The sequence below is a fragment of the Pseudomonas sp. efr-133-TYG-23 genome, assembly GCF_030209215.1.
GTDB classification, from domain to species: Bacteria; Pseudomonadota; Gammaproteobacteria; order Pseudomonadales; family Pseudomonadaceae; genus Aquipseudomonas; species Aquipseudomonas rhodesiae.
In genome coordinates, this window is the sequence record NZ_JARVSL010000039.1 from 65873 (window position 1) to 90941 (window position 25069).

The following is a 25069-nucleotide window of genomic DNA, read 5'->3' on the forward strand; positions in this document are numbered from 1 at the left end:
GCTTTTCATGGGTTAGATCGCATTTCGCAGGCTGAGATTTTCCGGGTGCGGCTGCAAGTACGCCTGCTGCGCAATGTAGCGGTCCGGGTGTTGACGAAAGTGGTGCTTGAGCAACGTCAGCGGCACCACCAGCGGCACGATGCCGTGGCGGTATTGGCCGATGACGGTCTGCATTTCATGTTTGTCGTCGGCGCTGATCACCTGTTTCAGGTAGCCGCTGATGTGCTGCAGCACATTGCTGTGGGTGCCGCGGGTGGCGCATTTTTTCAGGCCGGTCATCAACTCAGTGAAGTAAACGCTGGCCAGCTCATCCAGCTCGGTACTTTTATCCATCGTGCCCAACAGGTGACCGAGGCTTTTGTAGTGCTGCGGGCTGTGAGCCATCAGCAAGTACTTGTACCGAGAATGAAAGGCCAGCAAGCGATGACGGCTCAAACCTTCGGCCAGCAGTGCTTGCCAGCTGGCATAGACGAATACGCGGGTGAGGAAGTTTTCCCGCAGGACCGGGTCATTCAAGCGACCGTCTTCTTCCACCGGCAAGTTGGGGTGGCGCGCGCAAAACGCCTGGGCATAGATGCCGCGACCGCCGCCATCCACCGGTGTGCCATTCTCGCGATACACCTTGACCCGCTCCAGGCCACAGGACGGGGACTTCTGCATAAAGATGTAACCGCACAGGTCGGTATGCTCGCGCGCCATCTGCCGGCCGTAATCGTCCAGCGGCTGGGTCACGTTGAGGGCACGGTTCACCGTGCCGACGGCTTGCGGCTGGGCAGGGTCGCCCACCAGACGGATCGGTTCACGGGGGATGCCCAGGCCGATGGCGACTTCCGGGCACAGCGGCACAAAGTCGAAATAATCGGCCAGGGTCTGGCAGCAGAGCAGGGATTGTTTATGTCCGCCATTGAAGCGCACGTTCTCGCCCAGCAGGCAGGCGCTGATGGCGATCTTCGGTTTGGTGATGCTGGACATGAACAAACCTCTGCAAAATTCCTATACAAACAAGAGTGCCTGTACAACTAAATCTCATCATAGGTTTGATGCTGTACAAGTCAAATCATTTGTATAAGTTTTTGCGCTGAGATTATTGCCAGCCGATTTTCCACGCCTCGGCGTCTTGCAGGGTTTGCCACGGCAGGCGTTCACCCCGGCGCGTCATGACCGCTTGCAGCTCGATTTCCAACACGGTGCCTTCTTCGTCACGAAACAGTTCGGTGACCAGAAAATGCTTTTCCTTGTTTTGGGGGTGTGCTGCTGTCCACTTCGACAGCAGCAATTTGGCCGGGTTGATGCGATTCATTGCAGATGCTCGATCAGCCGTCGCGCTGCTTCTTGCCCGCTGAGCCAGGCGCCTTCCACACGGCCGGACAAGCACCAGTCACCGCATACGTACAAGCCTAGGTCGGCATCGGCGAGCACGCCGAATTCATGGGCGCTGGACGGTCGCGCGTACAGCCAGCGATGCGCCACGCTGAACGACGGTGCGGGCATGGCGCTGTGCAGCAGTTCGGCGAACGCGCCGTGCAGGTATTCGGTGACCGCTTCTTTGGACAGGTCCAGATGAGCCTTGCTCCACGCGCTGGTGGCGTGCAGCACCCAGGTGTCGAGGGTGGTGTCGCGCCCGGGCTTGCTGCGGTTACGCGCCAGCCAATCGAGGGGGCTGTCCTGTACGAAGCAGCCCTCCATTGGGGTGTCCAGCGGGGTGTCGAAGGCCAGGGCCACGGCCCAGGTAGGGTCCATTTTCACACCGGCGGCGACGCCCGCCAGTTTGGGCGCGGCTGCCAGCAGGGCAGTGGCCTGGGGCGCGGGCGTGGCGATGATGACATGGCTGAACGGCCCGTGATTGCCGCCGTCGGCGTCCTGCAGGTTCCAATGATGTTTGCCTTGGAACACCTCGGTGATGCGGCAGCCGAATTGCACCGGCAAATCATCCAGCAATGCGCGGGTGATCGCACTCATACGCGGTGTACCGACCCAGCGCACCTGTTCATCGGGTGAGGGAGTGAGCTGGCCGGACTTGAATTGATAAAGCTGCGGTTGCCACTGATCGACCACGCCCTGCGTCTGCCAGCGTTGCACCTCGGTGGCGAAGCGCCGGTCGCGGGCGGTGAAGTACTGGGCGCCCATGTCGAGCGCGCCAGCATCGCTGCGTTTGCTGGACATGCGTCCGCCGCTGCCGCGGCTTTTATCGAAGAGTTGTACAGGGTGCCCGGCCTCTTTTAACGCTCGGGCGGCGGAAAGTCCGGCGATGCCGGTACCAATAATCGCGATGGGTAGAGTCATGGTGGGCCTCATTTACCGTTGGGTACAGGCTACGCCGAGACCAATAGCTGTACAATATTGTTTTTTGGTATAAGTTTTGGCGTACCTGAACCGTTGGCGTGGCCTATGGTTAACCCTACGCCACGCCCGACTTCGAATTGATCCCTGCTTATAAAATAGACCAGTGATCGGCGGCGAACGTTACATGAGGAGCGTCCCATGCATATTTTGCTGACCGGCGGTACCGGCTTGATCGGTCGCCAACTCTGCCAACACTGGCTGGCCCAGGGTCATCGTCTGACCGTGTGGAGCCGTCATCCTGAGGAAGTGGCGTCGCTGTGCGGCGCGCAAGTACTGGGCGTTGCGCGCCTGGAAGAGGTGATCGGCGCGGTGGATGCGGTGGTCAACCTGGCCGGCGCGCCCATCGCCGACCGCCCCTGGACTCACAAGCGCAAGGCGCTGTTGTGGAGCAGCCGCATCAGTCTTACCGAAACCTTGCTGGCCTGGCTCGAAGGCCTTGAGCAGAAACCGGCAGTGCTGGTGTCCGGTTCGGCGGTGGGTTGGTACGGCGACGGCGGCGAGCGCGAATTGACCGAAGCCAGTGGCCCGGTGCAGGACGATTTCCCCAGCCAGCTGTGCATCGCCTGGGAAGAAACCGCCCAACGCGCCGAAGCCCTGGGTATCCGCGTGGTACTGGTGCGCACTGGTCTGGTACTGGCTGCCGAGGGCGGCTTTTTGTCGCGGTTGCTGCTGCCGTTCAAACTGGGGCTGGGCGGGCCTATCGGCAATGGCCGCCAGTGGATGCCGTGGGTGCATATCCAGGATCAAATTGCCCTGATTGATTTTCTTCTGCACAAGCAAGACGCCAACGGTCCTTATAATGCGTGCGCGCCGCACCCGGTGCGTAACCGCGAGTTCGCCAAGACCCTGGGCCAAGTGTTGCATCGCCCGGCATTTATGCCCATGCCGGCCTTCGCGTTGAAGGTGGGGCTGGGCGAGTTGTCGGGGTTGTTGTTGGGCGGCCAAAAGGCCGTACCGGAACGTTTGCTGGCGGCCGGTTTCACTTTCCAGTTCACTGAGTTGCGTGCGGCTCTGGACGACTTGTCCACCCGCCTCTAGAGATAGGATGTTGCATGACGGATCACGCGTTGTTACTGGTCAACCTGGGTTCACCGGCGTCCACTTCGGTGGCCGATGTGCGCAGCTACCTCAATCAGTTTTTGATGGACCCTTATGTGATCGACTTGCCATGGCCGGTGCGACGCCTGCTGGTGTCGCTGATCCTGATCAAGCGCCCAGAGCAGTCGGCCCATGCCTATGCATCGATCTGGTGGGACGAGGGCTCGCCGTTGGTGGTGCTCAGCCGTCGCCTGCAAGCGCAAATGACCGCGCAGTGGACCCAAGGCCCGGTGGAGTTGGCGATGCGTTACGGCGAGCCCTCCCTGGAAACCACCCTGACGCGCCTGGCCGCCCAGGGCATCCGCAAAGTCACGCTGGCGCCGTTGTACCCGCAGTTTGCCGACAGCACCGTGACCACGGTGATCGAAGAGGCCCAGCGCGTGGTGCGTGATAAGAAACTGGATGTGCAGTTTTCGATCCTGCAGCCGTTCTACGATCAGCCGGAGTACATCGACGCATTGGCGGCGAGCGCGCGCCGCTATGTGGAACAGGATTACGATCACCTGCTGCTGAGTTTCCACGGCTTGCCCGAGCGGCACCTGACCAAGCTCGACCCCACCGGCCAGCATTGCTTCAAGGATGCCGACTGCTGCAAGAATGCCTCGCCTGAGGTGCTCGCCACCTGCTATCGCGCACAGTGCTTCAGTGTCGCCCGTGATTTCGCTGCGCGGCTGGGCTTGCCCGAGGGCAAGTGGTCGGTGGCGTTCCAGTCGCGGCTGGGGCGCGCGAAATGGATCGAACCCTACACCGAGGCCCGCCTGGAGGCGCTGGCCCAGCAAGGTGTGAAAAAACTGCTGGTGATGTGCCCGGCGTTCGTCGCCGATTGCATCGAGACCCTGGAAGAGATCGGCGACCGCGGCCGCGAGCAATTCCGCGAGGCCGGGGGCGAGGACCTGATATTGGTGCCGTGCCTGAACGATGACCCGCAGTGGGCGGCGGCGCTCAATACCCTGTGCGAGCGCGCGCCGCAGCAACTGTAGGCGCGTTACAGATTGAGGGTCAGGCTGACCGTGAGGTTGCGCGGTTCGCCGGGGTTGACCCAGTAATTGCTGTAGGAGCGCTCGTAGTACTTTTCATCGAACAGGTTGTTGAGGTTCAGGCCCACCGTCACGTTTTGCGTGGCCTTGTAATGGGCCAGCAAATCGACGGTGTGGTAGGCGGGCAGTTCAAAGCTACCGCCGGCCTCACCCGAGCGATCCCCCACATAGGTGAACGCTGCGCCCACATCCGAGCCGCGCAAGGCGCCATCCTGGAATTCATACACCCCCAATAGACTGCCGCTGCGCTTGGCCACGCCGAGAATGCGGCTGCCCGTGGGAATGGTTTTGTCACCCTTGGTCACTTCGGCGTCGATATAGGCCAAGGCGCCGATCACGCGCACCGCGTCGGTCACTTGCCCGCTCAGTTGCAGGTCGAAACCCTGGCTGCGAGCCTTGCCCATGGCGCGATTGGTGTTGGTGGCCGGGTCCAGGGCCAGCACGTTTTCCTTTTCGATATGGAACGCGGCCAGGGTGGCGCTGAGGCGGTCGTCGAACAGTTCGCTCTTGATCCCCACTTCATAACCCACGCCTTCTTCAGGCTTGAAGGTTTTGCCCGTGGCGTCCAGGCCGCTATTGGGCTTGAACGAGGTTGAAGCGTTGGCGAACACGCCGAGTTCGGGCGTGAGCTGGTAAAGCAGCCCGGCGCGCTGGGTGAGGGCGTCGTGGGTTTGTCGACTGGTTGGGGCGTTACGAGTGAAGTCGTCGAGGGTTTGTTCGAAGTGCTCGAAGCGCGCGCCAATCATGCCGCGCAGGCGGTCGGTGAAAATGATCTGGTCCTGCAGGTTCAACGCGTGGCTTTTAGTCTGCTCGAAGAAGTCAGTGCCGGAGTGAGCGCCATTGGGTTTGGGTTGGCCGTAGACCGGGTTGTAGAGGTCGATGGGGTAGCTGCCCGCGATCGCAGTCACGCGTTCGCTCTTGCGGTAGTCCTCGTATTCAGTGCCCACCAGCAATTCGTGCTGCCAACTGCCGATGTCGAACAGGCCACGCAGTTCCAGCTGGGTGATGCTGTCATGCCAGCCCATGGAGCGCTCGCGGTAACGGCGATTGAGGGTATGACCGTCGGCATTCAGCGCCCGGTTTTCCGAAGCATCGCCCCATAGGCTGCCTTGTTTGTAGTGGCTGGCCAGGCGCAGTTTCCAGGCGTCGTTGAGGTGATGTTCGAGGGTCGCTTGCAGGCGGTTGTTGTGGTTGTCGATATCGCCGTCGTTGGGTTCGCCGAGGAACGTGCGGCGCGATACGCCGGGAGCGTCGACGATGCCGCGGTCGAAGGTAGAGCTGTGGCGCACGAATTCACTTTCCACCAGCAGGGTGGTGTCCGGGTCCAATTGCCAGCTGAACGACGGCGCGACAAACACCCGCTTGCTGCCGACGTGATCGCGGAAACTGTGGTTGTCTTCCACCGCCAGGTTGACCCTCGACAGCACGTTGCCTTCGCTATCCAGTGGGGTGTTGACGTCCAGTGCGGTGCGATAACGATCCCAACTGCCTGCGCTGGCTTGCAGGGTGGTGAAGGCTTCGGGTTGAGGTTTTTTGGTGACGATATTCACCGTGCCGCCGGGATCGCCGCGCCCGTAGAGGCTGGCGGCAGGGCCCTTGAGCACCTCGATGCGTTCGATATTGGCGGTGTCCGGCGTGCTCGGGTAGCCACGGTTGGCGCTGAAGCCGTCCTGGTAGAACTCCGACGTAGTGAAACCGCGCACGCTGTATTCGTACAGGGTCAGGCCGCCGAAGTTGTTTTGCTTGGACACCCCGCCGGCGAATTCCAGCGCGCGTTCCACGTTGGTACTGCCCAGGTCTTTGAGCACCGTGGCGGGAATCACGCTGATGGACTGTGGGATGTCACGCAGAGCCGTGTCGGTTTTGGTCGCGCTGGCGGATCGGGTGGCGCGGTAGCCCGTGACCGGGCCGGTGGCGGATTCATAAGCGTCGGTCGTGACGCTGATAGCTTCCAGTTCCAGGCGGTTGTCTTCGGCGAAGGCAGGGTCCAGCAGCAATCCTAGGGCCAGACCGGCCATGGGAGCGATTTTTCGAGACGGCATGAGAGAGCGTTCCAATGATTTAATTGAAACAATATAACATGCCCAATGAGAATGAATCGCTATGAGATGTCAGCTGGCAAGTGCCCGCGAACGGGCACCTGGGGGCGGCCGGTTATTCCTCTTCTTTTACCGGGGCTGGCGGTGGGCGCAGGCCGATCTCGGCTGACAACTTGATCTCTTTGCCATTGCGCATGACCTGAATTGCGACTTTATCCGTCGGTTTGATTCGCGCCACTTGGTTCATCGACTTGCGTCCATCGCCGGCCGGTTCTCCGTTGATGCTCAGAATCACGTCACCCAATTGCAGGCCGGCCTTCTGCGCCGGGCCATCGCGGAAGATCCCCGCCACCACGATGCCTGGGCGCCCAGTCAGGCCGAACGACTCGGCCAACTCTTTGGTCAACGGCTGCACTTCGATGCCCAGCCAGCCGCGAATTACTTGGCCGTGCTCGATGATCGACTTCATCACTTCCATCGCCAGCTTCACCGGGATCGCAAATCCGATGCCTTGCGAGCCGCCGGACTTGGAGAAAATCGCCGTGTTGATGCCGGTCAGGTTGCCATTGGCATCCACCAGGGCGCCGCCTGAGTTGCCCGGGTTGATCGCGGCATCGGTCTGGATAAAGTCTTCGTAGCTGTTAAGACCTAACTGGTTACGCCCGGTGGCACTGATGATGCCCATGGTCACCGTCTGGCCAACCCCGAACGGGTTGCCGATGGCCAGTGCGACATCACCCACGCGCAAGCCGTCGGAACGACCGAGGGTGATCGACGGCAGGTTCTTCAAGTCGATCTTCAGCACCGCCAGGTCCGTTTCCGGATCACTGCCCACCACACGGGCCAGGGTTTCGCGGCCGTCACGCAGGGCCACCACAATCTGATCGGCGCCACTGGTCACATGGTTGTTGGTGAGGATGTAGCCCTCAGGGCTCATGATCACCCCGGAACCCAGGCTGGACTCCATGCGCCGCTGCTTGGGCCCGTTGTCACCGAAATAGCGGCGGAACTGCGGGTCTTCAAACAGCGGATGCGCCGGTTTGTTGATGACTTTGGTGGTGTATAGGTTGACCACCGCTGGGGCGGCGATTACCACTGCGTCGGCGTAGGTCACCGGGCCTTGCACCACCGTGGTGGTCTGGGGGGCCTGTTGCAGGTTCACATCAAGGCTGGGTAAGCCCACCCACTGGGGGAAACGCTGAATGATCAGCATCGCGATCAGCACGCCGGCCAGCAATGGCCATCCAAAAAAACGCAGCGCCTTGAGCATCAAGTAAGTCCTGACAGGTTGCAGGGGGCGGGGGAGCGCCCATAATGTCGCGCATTATACGAGGCTGAGCGCGCCTCTGAACGGGATATTTAGGAGACTTTCATGGCCGTCCCCCTTACCACCCTCGTCGAGGAAGCGGACCGCTACCTCGGCAGTGCAAAAATTGCCGATTACTGCCCCAACGGCCTGCAGGTCGAGGGTCGTCCGCAGGTGATGCGCATCGTCAGCGGCGTGACTGCCAGCCAGGCGCTGCTGGACGCCGCCGTCGAAGCCCAGGCCGACCTGGTACTGGTGCACCACGGTTATTTCTGGAAAGGCGAAAACCCGTGCATCACCGGCATGAAGCAGCGTCGCCTGAAAACCCTGCTCAAGCACGACATCAGCCTGCTGGCCTACCACCTGCCGCTGGACCTGCACCCCGACGTCGGCAATAACGTGCAGCTGGCGCGCCAGTTGGATATCACCGTCGAAGGCCCGCTGGACCCGGACAACCTCAAGGTCGTCGGCCTGGTGGGCTCCCTCGCCGAGCCGCTATCCCCCCGCGATTTCGCTCGCCGCGTGCAGGACGTCATGGGCCGCGAGCCTTTGCTGATCGAAGGCAGCGAGATGATCCGGCGCGTCGGCTGGTGCACTGGTGGCGGCCAGGGCTATATCGACCAGGCGATTGCCGCCGGTGTCGATCTGTTTCTCAGTGGCGAAGCCTCCGAGCAGACCTTCCACAGCGCCCGCGAAAACGACATCAGTTTCATCGCCGCCGGCCATCACGCCACCGAGCGCTACGGTGTGCAGGCGCTGGGCGATTACCTGGCGCGGCGCTTTGCCCTGGAACATCTATTCATTGATTGCCCCAACCCGATCTGAACCACAACGCTGACCCGGATGGGGGAGGGGATGCCTGCTTTCACACAAACCTGACGGCATATTCATATATCGTTTCGGTCTAGCTGGCGCCCTAAATAGAAGAAGTTGCTGTGCTAGCATGCCTCGCTCGAACACGGCCCGCTGGCCGTCCATAAGATCGTTTTTCCGTGAGTAACCATGGTCGACAAACTGACGCATCTGAAACAGCTGGAGGCGGAAAGCATCCACATCATCCGCGAGGTCGCCGCCGAGTTCGACAACCCGGTGATGCTCTACTCGATCGGTAAAGACTCTGCCGTGATGCTGCACCTGGCACGCAAGGCGTTTTTTCCGGGCAAGCTGCCCTTCCCGGTGATGCACGTCGACACCCGCTGGAAATTCCAGGAGATGTACAAGTTCCGCGACAAGATGGTCGAAGAACTGGGCCTGGACCTGATCACCCACGTCAACCCGGACGGTGTGGCGCAGGGCATCAACCCATTCACCCACGGCAGCGCCAAGCACACCGACATCATGAAGACCGAGGGCCTCAAGCAGGCTCTGGACAAGTATGGTTTCGACGCAGCATTCGGCGGCGCCCGTCGCGATGAAGAGAAATCCCGCGCCAAAGAGCGTGTGTACTCGTTCCGCGACAGCAAACACCGCTGGGACCCGAAGAACCAGCGTCCGGAGCTGTGGAACGTCTACAACGGCAACGTCAACAAGGGCGAGTCGATCCGCGTGTTCCCGCTGTCCAACTGGACCGAGCTGGACATCTGGCAGTACATCTACCTCGAAGGCATCCCGATCGTGCCGCTGTACTTCGCTGCTGAACGTGAAGTGATCGAGAAGAACGGCACGTTGATCATGATCGACGACGACCGCATCCTCGAACATTTGTCCGACGAAGACAAAGCCCGCATCGTCAAAAAGAAAGTACGTTTCCGTACCCTTGGCTGCTACCCGTTGACGGGCGCGGTGGAGTCCGAAGCCGAGACGCTGACGGACATCATTCAGGAAATGCTCCTGACGCGAACTTCCGAGCGCCAGGGCCGGGTCATCGACCATGATGGCGCCGGCTCTATGGAAGATAAAAAACGTCAGGGGTACTTTTAAGTTTCGAGTTACAAGCGGCAAGCTGCAAGTTAAAGGCGGTATGCGTAATTTGGCGGTTTGGTGCTTGCAGCCGGTTGTTGCGAGCCGCTATCGAGTGACTCGTAATGGACTTCGAGAAGTTGGTCGTTTGGCAGAGAAGCAAATGTTTAGCGGTGGGAGTCTACCGGGAGTTGGCGCAATGCAGGGATCTTGGTTTTAAGGACCAGATTACTCGCTCTGCACTTTCGGTGCCCTCTAATATTGCTGAGGGTATGGAGCGTCGCAGTGCTAAAGAAAAGGCGCGTTTTCTTTGGATAGCGAAGGCTTCTTGTGGTGAGTTACGGACACAGATTCTCATCGGTCGCGACATTGCTTACATCGCCCGCCCGCTGGCTGAAAACTGGATTACAGAAACTCGCGAGCTCTCAAAAATGCTCTGCGGCCTGATCAACAAAATTTCTGACTAGCTGTACGCCGACAAGCTTGCCGCTTGAAGCTTACAGCTCGGAGCTTGAACCCAATGAGCCATCAATCTGATTTGATCAGCGAGGACATCCTCGCCTACCTGGGCCAGCACGAGCGCAAGGAAATGTTGCGCTTCCTGACCTGTGGCAACGTCGACGACGGCAAGAGCACCCTGATCGGGCGCCTGCTGCACGACTCCAAGATGATCTACGAAGATCACCTGGAAGCTATTACCCGCGATTCGAAGAAGTCCGGCACCACCGGTGACGACATCGACCTGGCCTTGCTGGTCGACGGCTTGCAGGCCGAGCGTGAGCAGGGCATCACCATTGATGTGGCCTATCGCTACTTCTCCACCGCCAAGCGCAAATTCATCATCGCCGACACACCCGGCCATGAGCAGTACACCCGCAACATGGCCACCGGTGCGTCCACCTGTGACCTGGCGATCATCCTGATCGACGCACGCTACGGTGTGCAGACCCAGACCCGTCGCCACAGCTATATCGCCTCGTTGCTGGGCATCAAGCACATCGTGATTGCCGTCAACAAGATGGACATCAACGGCTTCGACCAAAGCGTGTTCGAGGCGATCAAGGCCGATTACCTGAAGTTCGCCGAAGGCATCGCGTTCAAGCCGAGCACCATGGCGTTCGTGCCGATGTCGGCGCTCAAGGGCGACAACGTGGTCAACAAGAGCGAGCGTTCGCCTTGGTACACCGGCCAGTCGTTGATGGAGATCCTCGAAACCGTCGAGATCGCCAACGACCGCAACTACACCGACCTGCGTTTCCCGGTGCAGTACGTCAACCGTCCGAACCTGAACTTCCGTGGGTTTGCCGGCACCCTGGCCAGCGGCATCGTGCACAAGGGCGACGAAGTCGTGGTGCTGCCGTCGGGCAAGAGCAGTCGCGTCAAATCCATCGTCACGTTTGAAGGTGAGCTGGAACACGCCGGCCCAGGCCAGGCTGTGACCCTGACCATGGAAGACGAAATCGATATCTCCCGTGGCGACTTGCTGGTGCATGCCGATAACGTGCCGCAAGTGGCCGACGCGTTCGACGCCATGCTGGTGTGGATGGCCGAAGAGCCGATGCTGCCGGGTAAGAAATACGACATCAAGCGCGCCACCAGCTATGTGCCCGGTTCCATTACCAGCATCGTGCACCGCGTGGACGTGAACACCCTGGCCGAAGGCCCGGCGAGTTCGTTGCAGTTGAATGAGATCGGCCGGGTCAAGGTGAGCCTCGACGCCGCCATCGCGCTGGACGGTTACGACAGCAACCGCACCACTGGCGCCTTTATCGTCATCGATCGCCTGACCAATGGCACCGTGGCGGCCGGCATGATCATCGCGCCGCCGGTCAGCCATGGCAGTGCATCGCACCACGGCAAGTTGGCCCATGTGGCAACCGAAGAGCGCGCCATACGCTTCGGCCAGCAACCGGCTACCGTGTTGTTCAGCGGTTTGTCGGGCGCCGGTAAGAGCACCCTGGCCTATGCGGTCGAGCGCAAGCTGTTCGATATGGGCCGCGCGGTATTCGTGCTGGATGGCCAAAACCTGCGTCACGACCTCAACAAAGGGCTACCGCAGGATCGCGCCGGGCGTACTGAAAACTGGCGGCGCGCGGCTCACGTTGCGCGTCAGTTCAACGAAGCCGGGCTGTTGACCCTGGCCGCGTTCGTCGCACCGGATGCCGAAGGTCGCGAGCAGGCCAAGGCGCTGATTGGCAGCGATCGCCTGTTGACGGTCTACGTGCAAGCATCGCCGCTGGTGTGCGCCGAGCGTGACCCGCAAGGTCTGTACGCCGCCGGTGGGGATAACATCCCGGGCGAATCCTTCCCATACGACGTGCCGTTGAACGCCGATCTGGTAATCGATACCCAGGCCCTATCGCTGGAAGAGAGCGTCAAGCAAGTGCTGGAGCTGTTGCGCCAGCGCGGCGCGATCTAAGCTTCGCGCAATCAAATGTGGGAGGGGGCTTGCCCCCGATAGCGATGTACCAGTGACAGATGTACTGACTGACACACTGCTATCGAGGGCAAGCCCTCTCCCACCTTTTGATTATCGTTTGTCTGGGAAGTCTTTATGTAGCTTGTCCAGTAACCCATCCTTCTCTTCCCACAGCTGATTGATCCACCCCTGGAACGCCAGCCGATACTCCCCATCCTGCTCATAATTCCTGCCGATAAACTCGACCGGGATCTGCACCTCGTCAAACTGCACCACCACGTCCTTCACCTTCCCGCATAGCAAATCCCAGTACCCAGGGCGCCCTGCGGGGTAGTGAATGGTCACGTTCACCAGTGACTTCAATTGCTCGCCCATGGCATCCAGTACAAACGCGATACCGCCGGCCTTGGGTTTGAGCAGGTAGCGAAACGGCGAGTTCTGCTGTGCGTGTTTGGCCGGCGTAAACCGCGTGCCTTCGGCGAAGTTGAAGATGCCCACCGGGTTGTCGCGAAATTTCGCACAGGTCTTGCGAGTGGTTTCCAGATCCTTGCCTTTCTTCTCCGGGTGTTTTTCCAGGTAGGCCTTGGTGTAACGCTTCATGAATGGAAAGCCCAGGGCCCACCACGCCAGTCCAATCACCGGCACCCAAATCAGTTCCTGTTTGAGGAAGAACTTCAGTGGGCGAATCCGACGATTGAGCACGTATTGCAGCACCATGATGTCGACCCAGCTCTGGTGGTTGCTGGTCACCAGATAGGAATGCTGATAATCCAGGCCTTCAAGGCCCTTCACATGCCAGCGCGTGCGCTGAACCAGGTTCATCCAACCCTTGTTGTTGGTCACCCAGGCCTCATGGGTGTGGTTCATCAGCCATTCGCTGAACCCCTTGGCGAAGGGCAGGGCCTTGAACAGCGCCACGACAAACAGGAACGAACACAACAGGATGGTGTTCAGCGCCAGCAACAGCGAGGCGATCACCCCGCGTACGGCGGCAGGTAGAAAATCCAGCATTTAGATATCCATAGGTCGATTGGCGGCTTGGATCGCGGTCAGCGCGATGGTGTACACGATGTCGTCGACCTGGGCGCCGCGCGGCAGGTCGTTGACCGGTTTGCGCAGGCCCTGAAGCATCGGCCCCAGGCTTACGCAGTCGGCGCTGCGCTGCACCGCTTTGTGGGTGGTGTTGCCGGTGTTCAGGTCCGGGAATACAAACACCGTAGCCTTGCCAGCGACCGGGCTGTTAGGTGCCAGTTGGCGGGCCACGGTTTCATTGGCGGCGGCGTCGTATTGCAGCGGGCCGTCGATCAGCAGTGAACTCTGTTGCTCGTGGGCGAGCAGCGTGGCTTCGCGGACTTTCTCGACTTCTTCGCCGCTGGCCGAATCGCCGCTGGAGTAACTGATCATCGCCACCCGTGGCGTGATGCCGAACGCCTGCGCCGAGTCGGCGCTCTGCAGGGCGATTTCCGCCAGTTCGGCGGCGCTCGGGTGCGGGTTCATCACACAGTCGCCGTACACCAACACCTGCTCGGGAAACAGCATGAAGAACACCGACGACACCAGCGTGCAACCTGGTGCGGTTTTAATCAGTTGCAAGGCCGGGCGGATGGTATTGGCGGTGGAGTGGATGACGCCGGACACCAGCCCGTCGACTTCATCCAGGGCCAGCATCATGGTGGCGATCACCACGGTGTCTTCCAATTGCTGCTCGGCCATCGGCGCATTGAGACTCTTGCTCTTGCGCAGCGCCACCATGGGTTCGACGTAACGCTCTCGGATCAGGTCCGGGTCGAGAATCTCCAGCCCTTCGGGCAGCTCGATGCCTTGGGCGCGGGCCACGGCTTCCACATCCGCCGGTTTGGCCAACAGCACGCAGCGCGCAATGCCTCGGGCCTGGCAGATAGCGGCGGCCTGTACGGTCAGCGGTTCGCTGCCTTCGGGCAAAACGATGCGCTTGTTGGCGGCCTGGGCACGCTGGATCAATTGGTAGCGGAACACCGCCGGCGACAGGCGCATCTCCCGCGGCGTGCCGCAGCGTTGGTGCAGCCAACGCGCATCGAGATGGCTGGCGACGAAATCGGTAATGATCTCGGCGCGCTCGCGGTCATCGATGGGGATTTCCTTGTTCAGGTTGTTGAGCAGGTTGGCGGTTTCGTAGGAGCCGGTACTCACCGACAGCACCGGCAGCCCGGCCTGGAAGGCGCCGCGGCACAGGTCCATGATGCGCGGGTCGGGCAGGGTGTCGCTGGTCAGCAGCAACCCGGCCAGGGGTACGCCGTTGATGGCGGCCAGGCTGACGGCCAGGATAATGTCGTCGCGGTCGCCGGGGGTCACCACCAACACGCCGGGCTTGAGCAGTTCCACGGTGTTACGCATGGTGCGGGCGCAGATGATGATGCGAGTCATGCGCCGGGTTTCGTAATCGCCGGCGTTGAGGATCTGCGCACCCATCAGGTCGGCGACGTCGCGGGTGCGTGGCGCGTTAAGTTCTGGCTGATAGGGAATGCAGCCCAGCAGACGGAAATCACCGCTGCGCAACAACGGCGAATGCTCCTTCAGGCGTGCCGAGAAGGCCTCCATGCTTTCATCGGTGCGTACTTTGTTGAGGATCACCCCCAGCACTTTCGGGTCTTTCGGCCCGCCGAACAGTTGCGCCTGCAACTCCACGCGGCCGGACAGCTCGGTGAGCACTTCGTTTTCCGGGGCGGACACCAGGATCACTTCCGCATCGAGGCTCTTGGCCAGGTGCAGGTTGACCCGTGCGGCATAGCTGGCGCTACGGGTCGGCACCATGCCCTCGACGATGAGCACATCCTTGCCCACGGCGGCCTGCTGATACAGCGTGATGATTTCTTCCAGCAGCTCATCGAGCTGGCCGTCGCCGAGCATCCGCTCTACGTGGGCAAGGCCCAACGGCTGTGGCGGCTTGAGGCCGTGGGTGCGCGCCACCAGTTCGGTGGAGCGTTCGGGGCCGGTGTCGCCGGGGTGGGGCTGGGCAATTGGCTTGAAGAAGCCGACTTTCAGTCCGGCTCGTTCGAGGGTGCGCACCAGCCCGAGGCTGATGGAGGTCAGACCCACACCAAAATCGGTGGGCGCGATAAAAAAAGTCTGCATGCGAATTCTCTGGAGGTGCATGGCTTCGGTGGCGCTCTATGACTGAGGGCCTGCCGGGAATCAGGTGCCAAGGTTATCGCTATTCGCGGGCTTGCGCACACCAGCCGCAGGCAAAGCGTTGGCCTATTTTTTCACTGCGTTGCCGCGGGGCCAGCACCCAGGCGCGGGATTGCCAAGGCGGCTGGTGGCGCAGGTGCTGGGTGTGGCCGCAGGACAGCTCGGCCACCCAGTGCGCGCTGTCGTCCTGATGGAACGCGACGATGTAGGATGCCGTTGATCGGCCCCGTCCGTCCGGGTTCTGTTCGCTTTCGGGCAAATCCTTGTTTAGACTTGTCCGTTCTTCATTCTTATGCAAAAGGTCTCGCCCCATGACGATCGCCGCTAACAAGGCTGTCTCCATCGACTATACCCTCACCAACGACGCTGGTGAGGTCATCGACAGCTCAGCCGGCGGCGCGCCGCTGGTCTACCTGCATGGCGCAGGCAACATCATTCCTGGCCTGGAAAAGGCCCTGGAAGGCAAAGTAGTTGGTGATGAGCTGACCGTTGCCGTGGAACCTGAAGATGCCTACGGCGAATATTCCGCCGAACTGGTCAGCACCCTGAACCGCAGCATGTTCGAAGGTGTTGATGAGTTGGAAGTGGGCATGCAGTTCCACGCTTCGGCGCCGGACGGCCAAATGCAGATCGTCACTATCCGTGATCTGGACGGCGACGACGTTACCGTCGACGGCAACCATCCCCTGGCTGGCCAGCGCCTGAACTTCCAAGTGAAGATCGTTGACATCCGCGACGCTTCCCAGGAAGAAGTGGCCCACGGCCACGTCCATGGTGAAGGCGGTCATCACCATTGATCGTGGTTTGATCAATAGGTAGCAAAACGCCCCGACTGGTTCGGGGCGTTTTTTTGCCTGCATTTTTTGGTTGACCGGTTTCCAGTGGTGAGCGGGCTTTTTGTGGTGAGCGGGCTTGCCCCGCGCCGGGGCGCGAAGCGGCCCTAAAACCTGAGATTGGGTTCTGTCTGGAGGAACGCGTTGAATGTATTGGGGCTGCTGCGCAGCCCAGCGCGGGGCAAGCCCGCTCATCACAAAAAAACCGCACATCCCGCAGGGGGGGATTTTCAGGCCCCAACAAAAATGCCCCGGACCTTTCGGTACGGGGCATTTCTTAACTGTTACGCAACCTGGGTTGCGTTGCAGTTGTTACCACTTAGGCTGCTGCAGCAACGCTCAGAGCCTTGATGTGGCCATTCAGGCGGCTCTTATGACGAGCGGCCTTGTTCTTGTGGATGATGCCTTTATCGGCCATACGGTCGATAACTGGCACAGCCAGAACGTAAGCAGCTTGAGCTTTTTCAGCGTCTTTGGTGTCGATGGCTTTAACTACATTCTTGATGTAGGTACGAACCATGGAACGCAGGCTGGCGTTGTGGCTGCGACGCTTCTCAGCCTGTTTTGCACGTTTTTTGGCGGAAGGTGTGTTGGCCACCGTCGAGCTCCTCGAAAGACTTTTTAGGAAATAGCAAACAAAATAGGCCGCGAATCATGCCGATGACTTGATGGGTTGTCAAGGGCGGCTGATGCGAACTGCTGAGCGGTCGATCTGAAGAGGCGGGTGATTTATTTCCGGCGCTTGACCTGTAAACTCGCGAGCTTTGGCTCTGTGCTGTTGCAGGCGCGCAGTATCGCATAAGTAGGCGCACAGTTCGCCTGCTCTTTATCTATAGGCGCAAACTCTTTCGATGAATCTGCTCAAATCGCTGGCCGCCGTCAGCTCTATCACGATGATTTCCCGGGTTCTGGGGTTTGTGCGTGACACCCTGCTAGCGCGCATCTTTGGCGCCAGTATGGCCACGGATGCCTTCTTTATCGCCTTCAAATTGCCCAACCTGCTGCGGCGTATCTTTGCCGAGGGCGCCTTTTCACAGGCGTTCGTGCCGATTCTGGCGGAGTACAAGACCCAGCAGGGCGAAGAAGCGACGCGTACCTTTATCGCCTATGTTTGCGGGCTGCTCACCCTGGTACTGATGCTGGTGACTGCCCTGGGCATGCTGGCCGCTCCGTGGGTGATCTGGGCCACGGCGCCCGGCTTTGCCAACACCCCAGAAAAATTTGCGCTAACCACCGACCTGTTGCGCGTGACCTTTCCTTATATATTGCTGATCTCCCTGTCGTCCCTGGCCGGGGCGATCCTCAATACCTGGAACCGTTTCTCGGTGCCGGCCTTCGTGCCGACCCTGCTGAACGTGAGCATGATCATCTTTGCGCTGTTCCTCACGCCGTACTTCGATCCGCCGGTGATGGCGCTGGGCTGGGCGGTGCTGGCCGGCGGCCTGGCGCAATTGCTTTACCAACTGCCGCATTTGAAGAAGATCGGCATGCTGGTACTGCCGCGCCTGAACCTCAAGGACACCGGTGTTTGGCGTGTCATGCGCAATATGTTGCCGGCGATCCTTGGTGTATCGGTCAGCCAGATCTCGCTGATCATCAATACTGCATTCGCCTCCCTGCTGGTGTCCGGCTCGGTGTCGTGGATGTACTACGCCGACCGCCTGATGGAATTGCCTTCCGGGGTGCTGGGGGTGGCGCTCGGCACGATCTTGCTGCCGACCCTGGCGCGCACCTACGCCAGTAAGGATCGCCAGGAGTATTCGCGCATTCTCGATTGGGGCCTGCGCCTGTGCTTTGTGCTGGTGCTGCCCTGTTCCCTGGCGCTGGGGATTCTGGCCGAGCCGTTGACGGTCTCGTTGTTCCAATATGGTCAGTTCGACGCCCATGACGCCCAGATGACCCAGCACGCGCTGATCGCCTACTCCGTCGGCCTGCTCGGCATCATCGTGATCAAAGTGCTGGCGCCGGGCTTCTATGCTCAGCAGAACATCCGCACGCCGGTGAAAATCGCAATCTTCACCCTGATCGTCACGCAACTGCTCAATTTGCTGTTTATCGGCCCGCTGGCTCATGCCGGCTTGGCCTTGGCAATCAGTGCTGGCGCCTGCATCAATGCTGGCCTGCTGTTCTATCAACTGCGCAAGCAGCAGATGTTTCAGCCGCAGCCGGGCTGGGGGATATTCGCGATCAAATTGCTGGTGGCGGTAGGGGCGATGTCCGCCGTACTGCTTGGCTTGATGCACATAATGCCCGCCTGGGATCAGGGCCACATGCTGGAGCGCTTTATGCGACTGGGTGTGCTGGTGATCGCTGGTGTGGTGGTGTACTTCGGAATGTTGCTGCTGCAAGGTTTCCGGCTACGGGATTTCAATCGCAAGTCACTGAATTAGAGAGTTTGCCGCGATAAAACCGGTGTTTTATCGATTCGACCCATTTGGCCTGCGCTGTTGCCTGTCGTCCGGGGCAGTGTGTGGTTATAATCGACCACTTTATGAGCAAGAAGCGCGTTATGCAGCTGGTTCGAGGTCTCCACAACCTGCGCCCCCAGCATCGGGGCTGCGTCGCCACTATTGGCAACTTTGACGGTGTTCACCGTGGCCACCAGGCTATCCTGGCCAGGCTGCGCGAGCGTGCGGTCGAGTTGGGCGTGCCCAGCTGCGTGGTGATTTTTGAGCCCCAGCCGCGGGAGTTTTTCTCCCCTGAGACCGCGCCAGCTCGCCTGGCACGCCTGCGCGATAAACTGCAATTGCTGGCCGAAGAAGGTGTGGACCGCGTCCTCTGCCTGGCCTTCAACCAGCGTTTGCAAAGCCTCAGTGCCGCCGAGTTCGTCGACCGCATCCTGGTCGATGGCCTGGGTGTACAGCACCTGGAGGTCGGTGACGACTTCCGTTTCGGCTGCGATCGCGTCGGCGATTTCGAGTTTCTGCAACAGGCCGGCGTCAGCCAGGGGTTTACCGTCGAAGCTGCGCAAACCGTCGAACTGGATGGCCTGCGCGTGAGCAGTACCCAGGTGCGTAATGCCTTGGCCGCTGCCGACTTCGCGTTGGCCGAGCGTTTGCTCGGTCGCCCGTTCCGCATCGCCGGGCGGGTACTGCACGGCCAGAAGCTGGCGCGCCAATTGGGCACGCCAACCGCCAACGTGCAACTCAAGCGCCGCCGTGTGCCGCTGACCGGGGTTTATCTGGTCAGCGTCGACATCGACGGTCAATCGTGGTCCGGAGTCGCCAACATAGGCGTCAGGCCCACGGTTGCAGGTGATGGCAAGGCCCACCTGGAAGTTCATCTTTTGGATTTTGCCGGTGATCTGTATGACCGGCGTTTGACGGTGGTTTTCCACCAGAAGCTGCGTGAAGAGCAGCGTTTCGCCTCCCTTGAGGCGTTGAAAACGGCGATCAATGCGGATGTCGCCGCCGCCCGTGCACTAGCCGCACCTAGCGCCCATCGCTAACCGAAGAGCCTTAAATGACCGACTATAAAGCCACGCTAAACCTTCCGGACACCGCCTTCCCAATGAAGGCCGGCCTGCCACAGCGCGAACCGCAGATCCTGCAGCGCTGGGACAGTATTGGCCTGTACGGAAAGTTGCGCGAAATTGGCAAGGATCGTCCGAAATTCGTCCTGCACGACGGCCCTCCTTATGCCAATGGCACGATTCACATCGGTCATGCGCTGAACAAGATCCTCAAGGACATGATCATCCGTTCGAAAACCCTTTCGGGTTTCGACGCACCTTATGTTCCAGGGTGGGACTGCCACGGCCTGCCGATCGAACACAAAGTCGAAGTGACCCACGGCAAGAACCTGGGTGCCGACAAGACGCGCGAACTGTGCCGTGCGTACGCTACCGAGCAGATCGAAGGGCAGAAGTCCGAGTTTATCCGCCTGGGCGTGTTGGGCGACTGGGCCAACCCGTACAAAACCATGAACTTCAAGAACGAGGCCGGTGAAATCCGCGCCTTGGCCGAAATCGTCAAGGGCGGTTTCGTGTTCAAGGGCCTCAAGCCCGTGAACTGGTGCTTCGACTGCGGCTCGGCCCTGGCGGAAGCGGAAGTCGAGTACGAGGACAAGAAGTCCTCGACCATCGACGTAGCCTTCCCGATCGCCGACGAGGCCAAGCTGGCCGATGCGTTCGGCCTGGCCAGCCTGGCCAAGCCGGCGGCCATTGTGATCTGGACCACCACCCCGTGGACGATTCCCGCCAACCAGGCATTGAACGTGCACCCGGAATTCACCTACGCCCTGGTGGACGTCGGTGATCGCCTGCTGGTGCTGGCCGAGGAAATGGTCGAGGCCTGCCTGGCGCGCTACGAGTTGCAAGGTTCGGTGATCGCCACCACCACAGGTTCGGCGCTGGAGTTGATCAACTTCCGTCATCCGTTCTATGACCGTCTGTCGCCGGTGTACCTGGCCGATTACGTCGAGCTGGGCTCGGGTACGGGCGTGGTTCACTGCTCGCCCGCCTACGGCGTCGACGACTTTGTGATCTGCAAGAAGTACGGCCTGGTCAACGATGACATCATCAATCCAGTGCAAAGCAACGGCGTCTATGTACCGTCGCTGGAGTTCTTCGGTGGCCAATTCATCTTCAAAGCTGACAAGGCCATCATCGACAAGCTGCGCGAAGTTGGCGCGCTTATGCAGACCGCGACTATCCAGCACAGCTACATGCACTGCTGGCGCCACAAGACCCCGCTGATCTACCGCGCCACCGCACAGTGGTTTATCGGCATGGACAAACAACCGGTTGCCGGTGACACCCTGCGCAATCGCGCGCTCAAAGCCATCGAAGACACCGGTTTTATCCCGGCCTGGGGCCAGGCGCGCCTGCACTCGATGATCGCCAACCGTCCGGACTGGTGCATCTCCCGTCAGCGCAACTGGGGCGTGCCGATCCCGTTCTTCCTCAACAAGGAAAGCGGCGAGCTGCACCCGCGTACCGTCGAACTGATGGAAGAAGTGGCCCAGCGCGTTGAACAGGAAGGCATCGAAGCCTGGTTCAAACTGGACGCCGCCGAGCTGCTGGGCGACGAAGCGCCGCTGTACGACAAGATCAGCGACACCCTCGATGTCTGGTTCGACTCGGGCACCACACACTGGCACGTACTGCGCGGCTCGCATCCGATGGGCCACCAGAGCGGCCCGCGCGCCGACCTGTACCTGGAAGGCTCGGACCAACACCGTGGCTGGTTCCACTCGTCGCTGCTCACCGGTTGCGCCATCGACGACCACGCGCCGTACCGCGAACTGCTGACCCATGGTTTCACCGTCGACGAAAACGGCCGCAAGATGTCCAAGTCCCTGGGCAACGTGATCGCGCCGCAGAAAGTCAACGACACCCTGGGTGCCGACATCATGCGTCTGTGGGTGGCTTCTACCGACTATTCCGGCGAAATGGCCGTGTCGGAGCAGATCCTGCAGCGCAGCGCCGATGCCTACCGCCGTATCCGTAATACCGCACGCTTCCTGCTGTCGAACCTGAGCGGTTTCAACCCGGCCACCGACATCCTGCCGGCCGAAGACATGCTCGCCCTGGACCGTTGGGCCGTGGACCGTACCCTGTTGCTGCAACGCGAGTTGCAGGAACACTACGGCGAATACCGTTTCTGGAACGTCTACTCGAAGATCCACAACTTCTGTGTGCAGGAGTTGGGCGGTTTCTATCTCGACATCATCAAGGACCGCCAGTACACCACCGGCGCCAACAGCAAGGCGCGCCGCTCGGCGCAGACCGCGCTGTACCACATCTCCGAGGCGCTGGTGCGCTGGATCGCACCGATCCTGGCCTTCACCGCCGATGAACTGTGGGAGTACCTGCCAGGCGAGCGTAACGAGTCCGTAATGCTCAACACCTGGTACGAAGGCCTGACCGAATTGCCGGCCGACTTCGAGCTGGGCCGCGAGTATTGGGAAGGTGTGATGGCCGTCAAGGCTGCGGTGAACAAGGAGTTGGAGGTTCAGCGCGCGGCCAAGGCGGTTGGTGGCAACCTGCAAGCCGAAGTTACCCTGTTTGCCGAGGAAGGTCTGACCGCCGACCTGGCCAAACTGAGCAACGAGCTACGCTTTGTGTTGATCACCTCCACCGCGACCCTGGCGCCTTTCGCCCAAGCCCCGGCGGATGCCGTGGCGACGGAAGTGCCTGGCCTGAAGCTCAAAGTGGTCAAGTCGGCTTTCGCCAAGTGCGCCCGTTGCTGGCACTGCCGTGAAGATGTCGGTGTGAACCCTGAGCATCCTGAAATCTGCGGTCGCTGCGTCGACAACATCAGCGGTGCCGGTGAGGTTCGCCACTATGCCTAACGCCGGCCGTTTCGGACGTCTGGGCTGGCTTGTATTGAGTTTGCTGGTCCTGGTCATCGACCAGGTCAGCAAGGCTCACTTCGAAAGCTCCCTGGAAATGTTCCAGCAAATCGTGGTGATCCCGGACTACTTCAGCTGGACACTGGCTTACAACACCGGTGCGGCGTTCAGCTTCCTTGCCGACGGTGGCGGTTGGCAGCGTTGGCTGTTTGCTCTGATCGCGGTAGTGGTCAGTGCGGTGCTGGTGGTCTGGCTCAAGCGCCTGGGCCGCGATGACACTTGGCTGGCTGTGGCCTTGGCCCTAGTGTTGGGCGGCGCGTTGGGTAACCTGTACGACCGCATTGCCCTGGGCCATGTGATCGACTTTATCCTGGTGCACTGGCAGAACCGTCATTACTTCCCAGCATTCAACTTTGCCGACAGCGCGATCACCGTCGGTGCAATCATGTTGGCGCTGGATATGTTCAAAAGTAAGAAAACCGGAGAGACCGTCAATGACTGATCAGGTATTGGCTGAGCAACGTATCGGCCAGAACACGGAAGTCACTTTGCATTTCGCACTGCGCCTGGAAAACGGCGACACGGTCGACAGCACGTTCGATAAAGCTCCGGCCACCTTCAAAGTCGGCGACGGCAACCTGCTGCCGGGTTTCGAAGCGGCCTTGTTCGGTTTCAAGGCCGGCGACAAGCGTACCCTGCAGATCCAGCCGGAAAATGCGTTTGGCCAGCCCAATCCGCAGAATGTGCAGATCATCCCGCGTTCGCAGTTCCAGGACATGGAGCTTTCTGAAGGCCTGCTGGTGATTTTCAACGATGCGGCGAATACCGAACTGCCAGGGGTGGTCAAGGCGTTCGATGACGCGCAAGTGACCATCGACTTCAACCACCCGTTGGCCGGTAAAACCTTGACGTTTGATGTGGAAATCATCGACGTTAAGGCACTTTGATCAACGCCCCGATCTAGAATGTGTGAGGGAGCCATCTCCCTCACACCTCTGACCTCAATTGTCAGTTCAGCAGCATCAACTCTGACCCAAGCGCCAGGCACGAGGCACAGCATGCAAATCAAACTCGCCAACCCCCGTGGCTTCTGTGCCGGTGTGGATCGGGCGATCGAAATCGTCAACCGCGCTCTCGAAGTCTTCGGGCCACCGATCTACGTGCGCCATGAAGTGGTGCATAACAAGTTCGTAGTCGAAGACCTGCGCGCGCGCGGTGCCATCTTTGTCGAGGAACTCGACCAAGTGCCGGACGACGTTATCGTTATTTTCAGTGCTCACGGGGTTTCCCAGGCCGTGCGCAGCGAAGCGGCAGGTCGTGGCCTGAAAGTCTTCGATGCAACGTGCCCATTGGTCACCAAAGTCCATATTGAGGTTGCGCGCTATAGCCGCGACGGCCGCGAGTGCATCCTGATCGGTCATGCCGGCCACCCGGAAGTCGAAGGCACCATGGGCCAGTACGACGCCAGCAACGGCGGCGCCATCTACCTGGTTGAGGACGAAAAAGACGTCGCCAATCTGCAAGTGCGCAACCCGGAACGCTTGGCATTCGTGACCCAGACCACTTTATCCATGGACGACACCAGTCGCGTCATCGATGCCTTGCGCACGCGCTTTCCAGCGATCGGCGGGCCGCGTAAGGATGACATCTGCTACGCCACGCAAAATCGCCAGGATGCGGTCAAGCAACTGGCCGATGAATGCGACGTGGTCCTGGTGGTCGGCAGCCCGAACAGCTCCAACTCCAATCGTCTGCGCGAGTTGGCCGAGCGCATGGCGACGCCCGCGTACCTGATCGATGGTGCCGAAGACATGCAGCGCAGTTGGTTCGATGGCGTCGAGCGTATCGGTATCACCGCAGGCGCTTCGGCGCCGGAAGTGCTGGTGCGCGGCGTCATCCAGCAGTTGCACGAATGGGGCGCGACCGGCGCCGATGAGTTGGCTGGGCGCGAGGAGAACATCACTTTCTCCATGCCCAAGGAGCTGCGGGTACGTTCGCTGCTCTGAGTGCCAGGGTGCCGGAATAACTCCGGCACAACGCCTGCTCGACGCTGTCTCTGCGCAGGCTGATGCGGCCGCTGGGGGCCAGCACCACTTGGTGTAGGCTCTGTGCCCGGTCCGTGCCACACACATGTAACGTCCCTGCGCGGAACCCTCCGCCGGAAAATACCGGCTCGCCCATCCCGCTGAACCGTACCTGGCTCTTCACCGGCCCATTACCGACGATGGCTACCCGTCCGGAGTCCTGTCGCTCCAGCAGCACCGGATTGTCTTCATCCAGAGGGCCACGCCCGCTGACATCCACAATCACGCGCCAGCCGTGACTCCAATCATTGTTCAACGCATGAATGACCACCGCCCGGTTTCGCGCGATGGCCTCGGTGCGTGCGAAACGCAGCCCGCTCGCCAGGGATTGCGCGGCGCTTCGTTGCTGTTGTGACTCCAGCAACGTCTTGAGTCCGGGCACTGTGAGATGGGCCAGGATGCTGCTGACGATCAGCCCCAGCAGCAGTTCGATCAGGGTGAAACCTCGTTGTTGCATAGGTTGTCCCTCCGTGGACGCGGTAGATATTTCAGGTGCAGCCAAAGGTATAGCGGCTGGATCTTGGCCTCGGATGATGGCCTTTATGTCCA

23 protein-coding genes are annotated in these 25069 nt (G+C 60.4%); 13 read left to right on the plus strand and 10 right to left on the minus strand.

Annotated elements, in window-relative coordinates:
- Positions 1-12 precede the first annotated feature (12 nt).
- The 3 genes from QRN41_RS23400 to QRN41_RS23410 all read right to left on the minus strand — a co-directional run bounded on the left by QRN41_RS23400 (position 13) and on the right by QRN41_RS23410 (position 2283).
- On the minus strand, positions 13-972 hold the full coding sequence (locus tag QRN41_RS23400) for a YbgA family protein (protein WP_285422186.1): 960 nt from the start codon (positions 970-972) through the stop codon (positions 13-15).
- Positions 973-1084: 112 nt separating this feature from the next.
- A complete protein-coding gene (locus QRN41_RS23405) occupies positions 1085-1300 on the minus strand; it encodes a TIGR02450 family Trp-rich protein (RefSeq protein WP_034136808.1) in 216 nt (71 codons plus the stop codon).
- A complete protein-coding gene (locus QRN41_RS23410; RefSeq protein WP_285422187.1) occupies positions 1297-2283 on the minus strand; it encodes an NAD(P)/FAD-dependent oxidoreductase in 987 nt (328 codons plus the stop codon). The genes QRN41_RS23405 and QRN41_RS23410 overlap by 4 nt, the downstream gene beginning before the upstream one ends.
- 198 nt (positions 2284-2481) lie before the next feature.
- Between QRN41_RS23410 and QRN41_RS23415 the strand changes: the two genes are divergently transcribed.
- Positions 2482-3381: a TIGR01777 family oxidoreductase gene (locus QRN41_RS23415; RefSeq protein ID WP_034111701.1), complete on the plus strand. Its 900-nt coding sequence runs from the start codon at positions 2482-2484 to the stop codon at positions 3379-3381.
- Positions 3382-3395: 14 nt separating this feature from the next.
- Complete coding sequence (gene hemH / locus QRN41_RS23420; RefSeq protein ID WP_167417772.1) at positions 3396-4421, plus strand: ferrochelatase; 1026 nt, start codon at positions 3396-3398, stop codon at positions 4419-4421.
- Positions 4422-4426: 5 nt separating this feature from the next.
- Here the strand turns inward: hemH and QRN41_RS23425 are convergent, their stop codons facing one another.
- The gene (locus tag QRN41_RS23425) at positions 4427-6520 is read right to left on the minus strand and encodes a TonB-dependent siderophore receptor (RefSeq protein ID WP_285422188.1); all 2094 of its coding nucleotides are present in this window, start codon (positions 6518-6520) and stop codon (positions 4427-4429) included.
- 112 nt (positions 6521-6632) lie between these two features.
- Positions 6633-7787 carry a Do family serine endopeptidase AlgW gene (algW, locus tag QRN41_RS23430; protein WP_034095805.1) on the minus strand — a complete coding sequence of 385 codons (1155 nt, stop codon included), beginning with the start codon at positions 7785-7787 and terminating at the stop codon, positions 6633-6635.
- A 102-nt stretch (positions 7788-7889) separates the two neighbouring features.
- Here algW and QRN41_RS23435 point away from each other — a divergent pair, with 102 nt between their 5' ends.
- The 4 genes from QRN41_RS23435 to cysN all read left to right on the plus strand — a co-directional run bounded on the left by QRN41_RS23435 (position 7890) and on the right by cysN (position 12141).
- Positions 7890-8648 (plus strand): Nif3-like dinuclear metal center hexameric protein, encoded by a 759-nt coding sequence (locus QRN41_RS23435; protein ID WP_034095806.1) that lies wholly within the window; start codon positions 7890-7892, stop codon positions 8646-8648.
- A gap of 177 nt (positions 8649-8825) precedes the next feature.
- Entirely contained in the window at positions 8826-9743 is a 918-nt protein-coding gene (gene cysD / locus QRN41_RS23440; RefSeq protein ID WP_063033107.1) for a sulfate adenylyltransferase subunit CysD, read from the plus strand.
- Positions 9744-9847: 104 nt separating this feature from the next.
- On the plus strand, positions 9848-10189 hold the full coding sequence (locus tag QRN41_RS23445) for a four helix bundle protein (RefSeq protein WP_167417770.1): 342 nt from the start codon (positions 9848-9850) through the stop codon (positions 10187-10189).
- A 53-nt stretch (positions 10190-10242) separates the two neighbouring features.
- A complete protein-coding gene (gene cysN, locus QRN41_RS23450) occupies positions 10243-12141 on the plus strand; it encodes a sulfate adenylyltransferase subunit CysN (RefSeq protein ID WP_040267214.1) in 1899 nt (632 codons plus the stop codon).
- Positions 12142-12252: 111 nt separating this feature from the next.
- On the opposite strand, the gene yihG is transcribed toward cysN, so the two are convergent.
- From yihG to QRN41_RS23465, 3 genes are all read right to left on the minus strand, one after another.
- On the minus strand, positions 12253-13152 hold the full coding sequence (gene yihG, locus QRN41_RS23455; protein WP_034136812.1) for a 1-acylglycerol-3-phosphate O-acyltransferase, YihG family: 900 nt from the start codon (positions 13150-13152) through the stop codon (positions 12253-12255).
- Entirely contained in the window at positions 13153-15252 is a 2100-nt protein-coding gene (gene pta, locus QRN41_RS23460) for a phosphate acetyltransferase (RefSeq protein ID WP_034095809.1), read from the minus strand.
- 79 nt (positions 15253-15331) lie between these two features.
- Complete coding sequence (locus tag QRN41_RS23465) at positions 15332-15622, minus strand: DUF3565 domain-containing protein (RefSeq protein ID WP_285422189.1); 291 nt, start codon at positions 15620-15622, stop codon at positions 15332-15334.
- Here QRN41_RS23465 and QRN41_RS23470 point away from each other — a divergent pair.
- Complete coding sequence (locus tag QRN41_RS23470) at positions 15621-16106, plus strand: FKBP-type peptidyl-prolyl cis-trans isomerase (protein WP_034136813.1); 486 nt, start codon at positions 15621-15623, stop codon at positions 16104-16106. The two genes, QRN41_RS23465 and QRN41_RS23470, sit on opposite strands and share 2 nt — an antisense overlap.
- 355 nt (positions 16107-16461) lie before the next feature.
- On the opposite strand, the gene rpsT is transcribed toward QRN41_RS23470, so the two are convergent.
- Positions 16462-16740 (minus strand): 30S ribosomal protein S20, encoded by a 279-nt coding sequence (rpsT, locus tag QRN41_RS23475; protein ID WP_016976313.1) that lies wholly within the window; start codon positions 16738-16740, stop codon positions 16462-16464.
- 253 nt (positions 16741-16993) lie between these two features.
- Here rpsT and murJ point away from each other — a divergent pair, with 253 nt between their 5' ends.
- The 6 genes from murJ to ispH all read left to right on the plus strand — a co-directional run bounded on the left by murJ (position 16994) and on the right by ispH (position 24442).
- Complete coding sequence (gene murJ, locus QRN41_RS23480) at positions 16994-18532, plus strand: murein biosynthesis integral membrane protein MurJ (RefSeq protein WP_034136913.1); 1539 nt, start codon at positions 16994-16996, stop codon at positions 18530-18532.
- 119 nt (positions 18533-18651) lie between these two features.
- The gene (gene ribF / locus QRN41_RS23485; protein WP_034095812.1) at positions 18652-19590 is read left to right on the plus strand and encodes a bifunctional riboflavin kinase/FAD synthetase; all 939 of its coding nucleotides are present in this window, start codon (positions 18652-18654) and stop codon (positions 19588-19590) included.
- A gap of 14 nt (positions 19591-19604) precedes the next feature.
- A complete protein-coding gene (ileS, locus tag QRN41_RS23490; RefSeq protein WP_034136915.1) occupies positions 19605-22436 on the plus strand; it encodes an isoleucine--tRNA ligase in 2832 nt (943 codons plus the stop codon).
- The gene (gene lspA / locus QRN41_RS23495) at positions 22429-22938 is read left to right on the plus strand and encodes a signal peptidase II (protein ID WP_034136916.1); all 510 of its coding nucleotides are present in this window, start codon (positions 22429-22431) and stop codon (positions 22936-22938) included. Before ileS ends, lspA begins: the two co-directional genes overlap by 8 nt.
- Before the next feature lie 7 nt (positions 22939-22945).
- Complete coding sequence (gene fkpB / locus QRN41_RS23500) at positions 22946-23383, plus strand: FKBP-type peptidyl-prolyl cis-trans isomerase (RefSeq protein ID WP_169868004.1); 438 nt, start codon at positions 22946-22948, stop codon at positions 23381-23383.
- A 111-nt stretch (positions 23384-23494) separates the two neighbouring features.
- On the plus strand, positions 23495-24442 hold the full coding sequence (ispH, locus tag QRN41_RS23505) for a 4-hydroxy-3-methylbut-2-enyl diphosphate reductase (RefSeq protein WP_034095816.1): 948 nt from the start codon (positions 23495-23497) through the stop codon (positions 24440-24442).
- On the opposite strand, the gene QRN41_RS23510 is transcribed toward ispH, so the two are convergent.
- Complete coding sequence (locus tag QRN41_RS23510; protein ID WP_167417768.1) at positions 24396-24977, minus strand: GspH/FimT family pseudopilin; 582 nt, start codon at positions 24975-24977, stop codon at positions 24396-24398. The two genes, ispH and QRN41_RS23510, sit on opposite strands and share 47 nt — an antisense overlap.
- Positions 24978-25069: the final 92 nt, after the last annotated feature.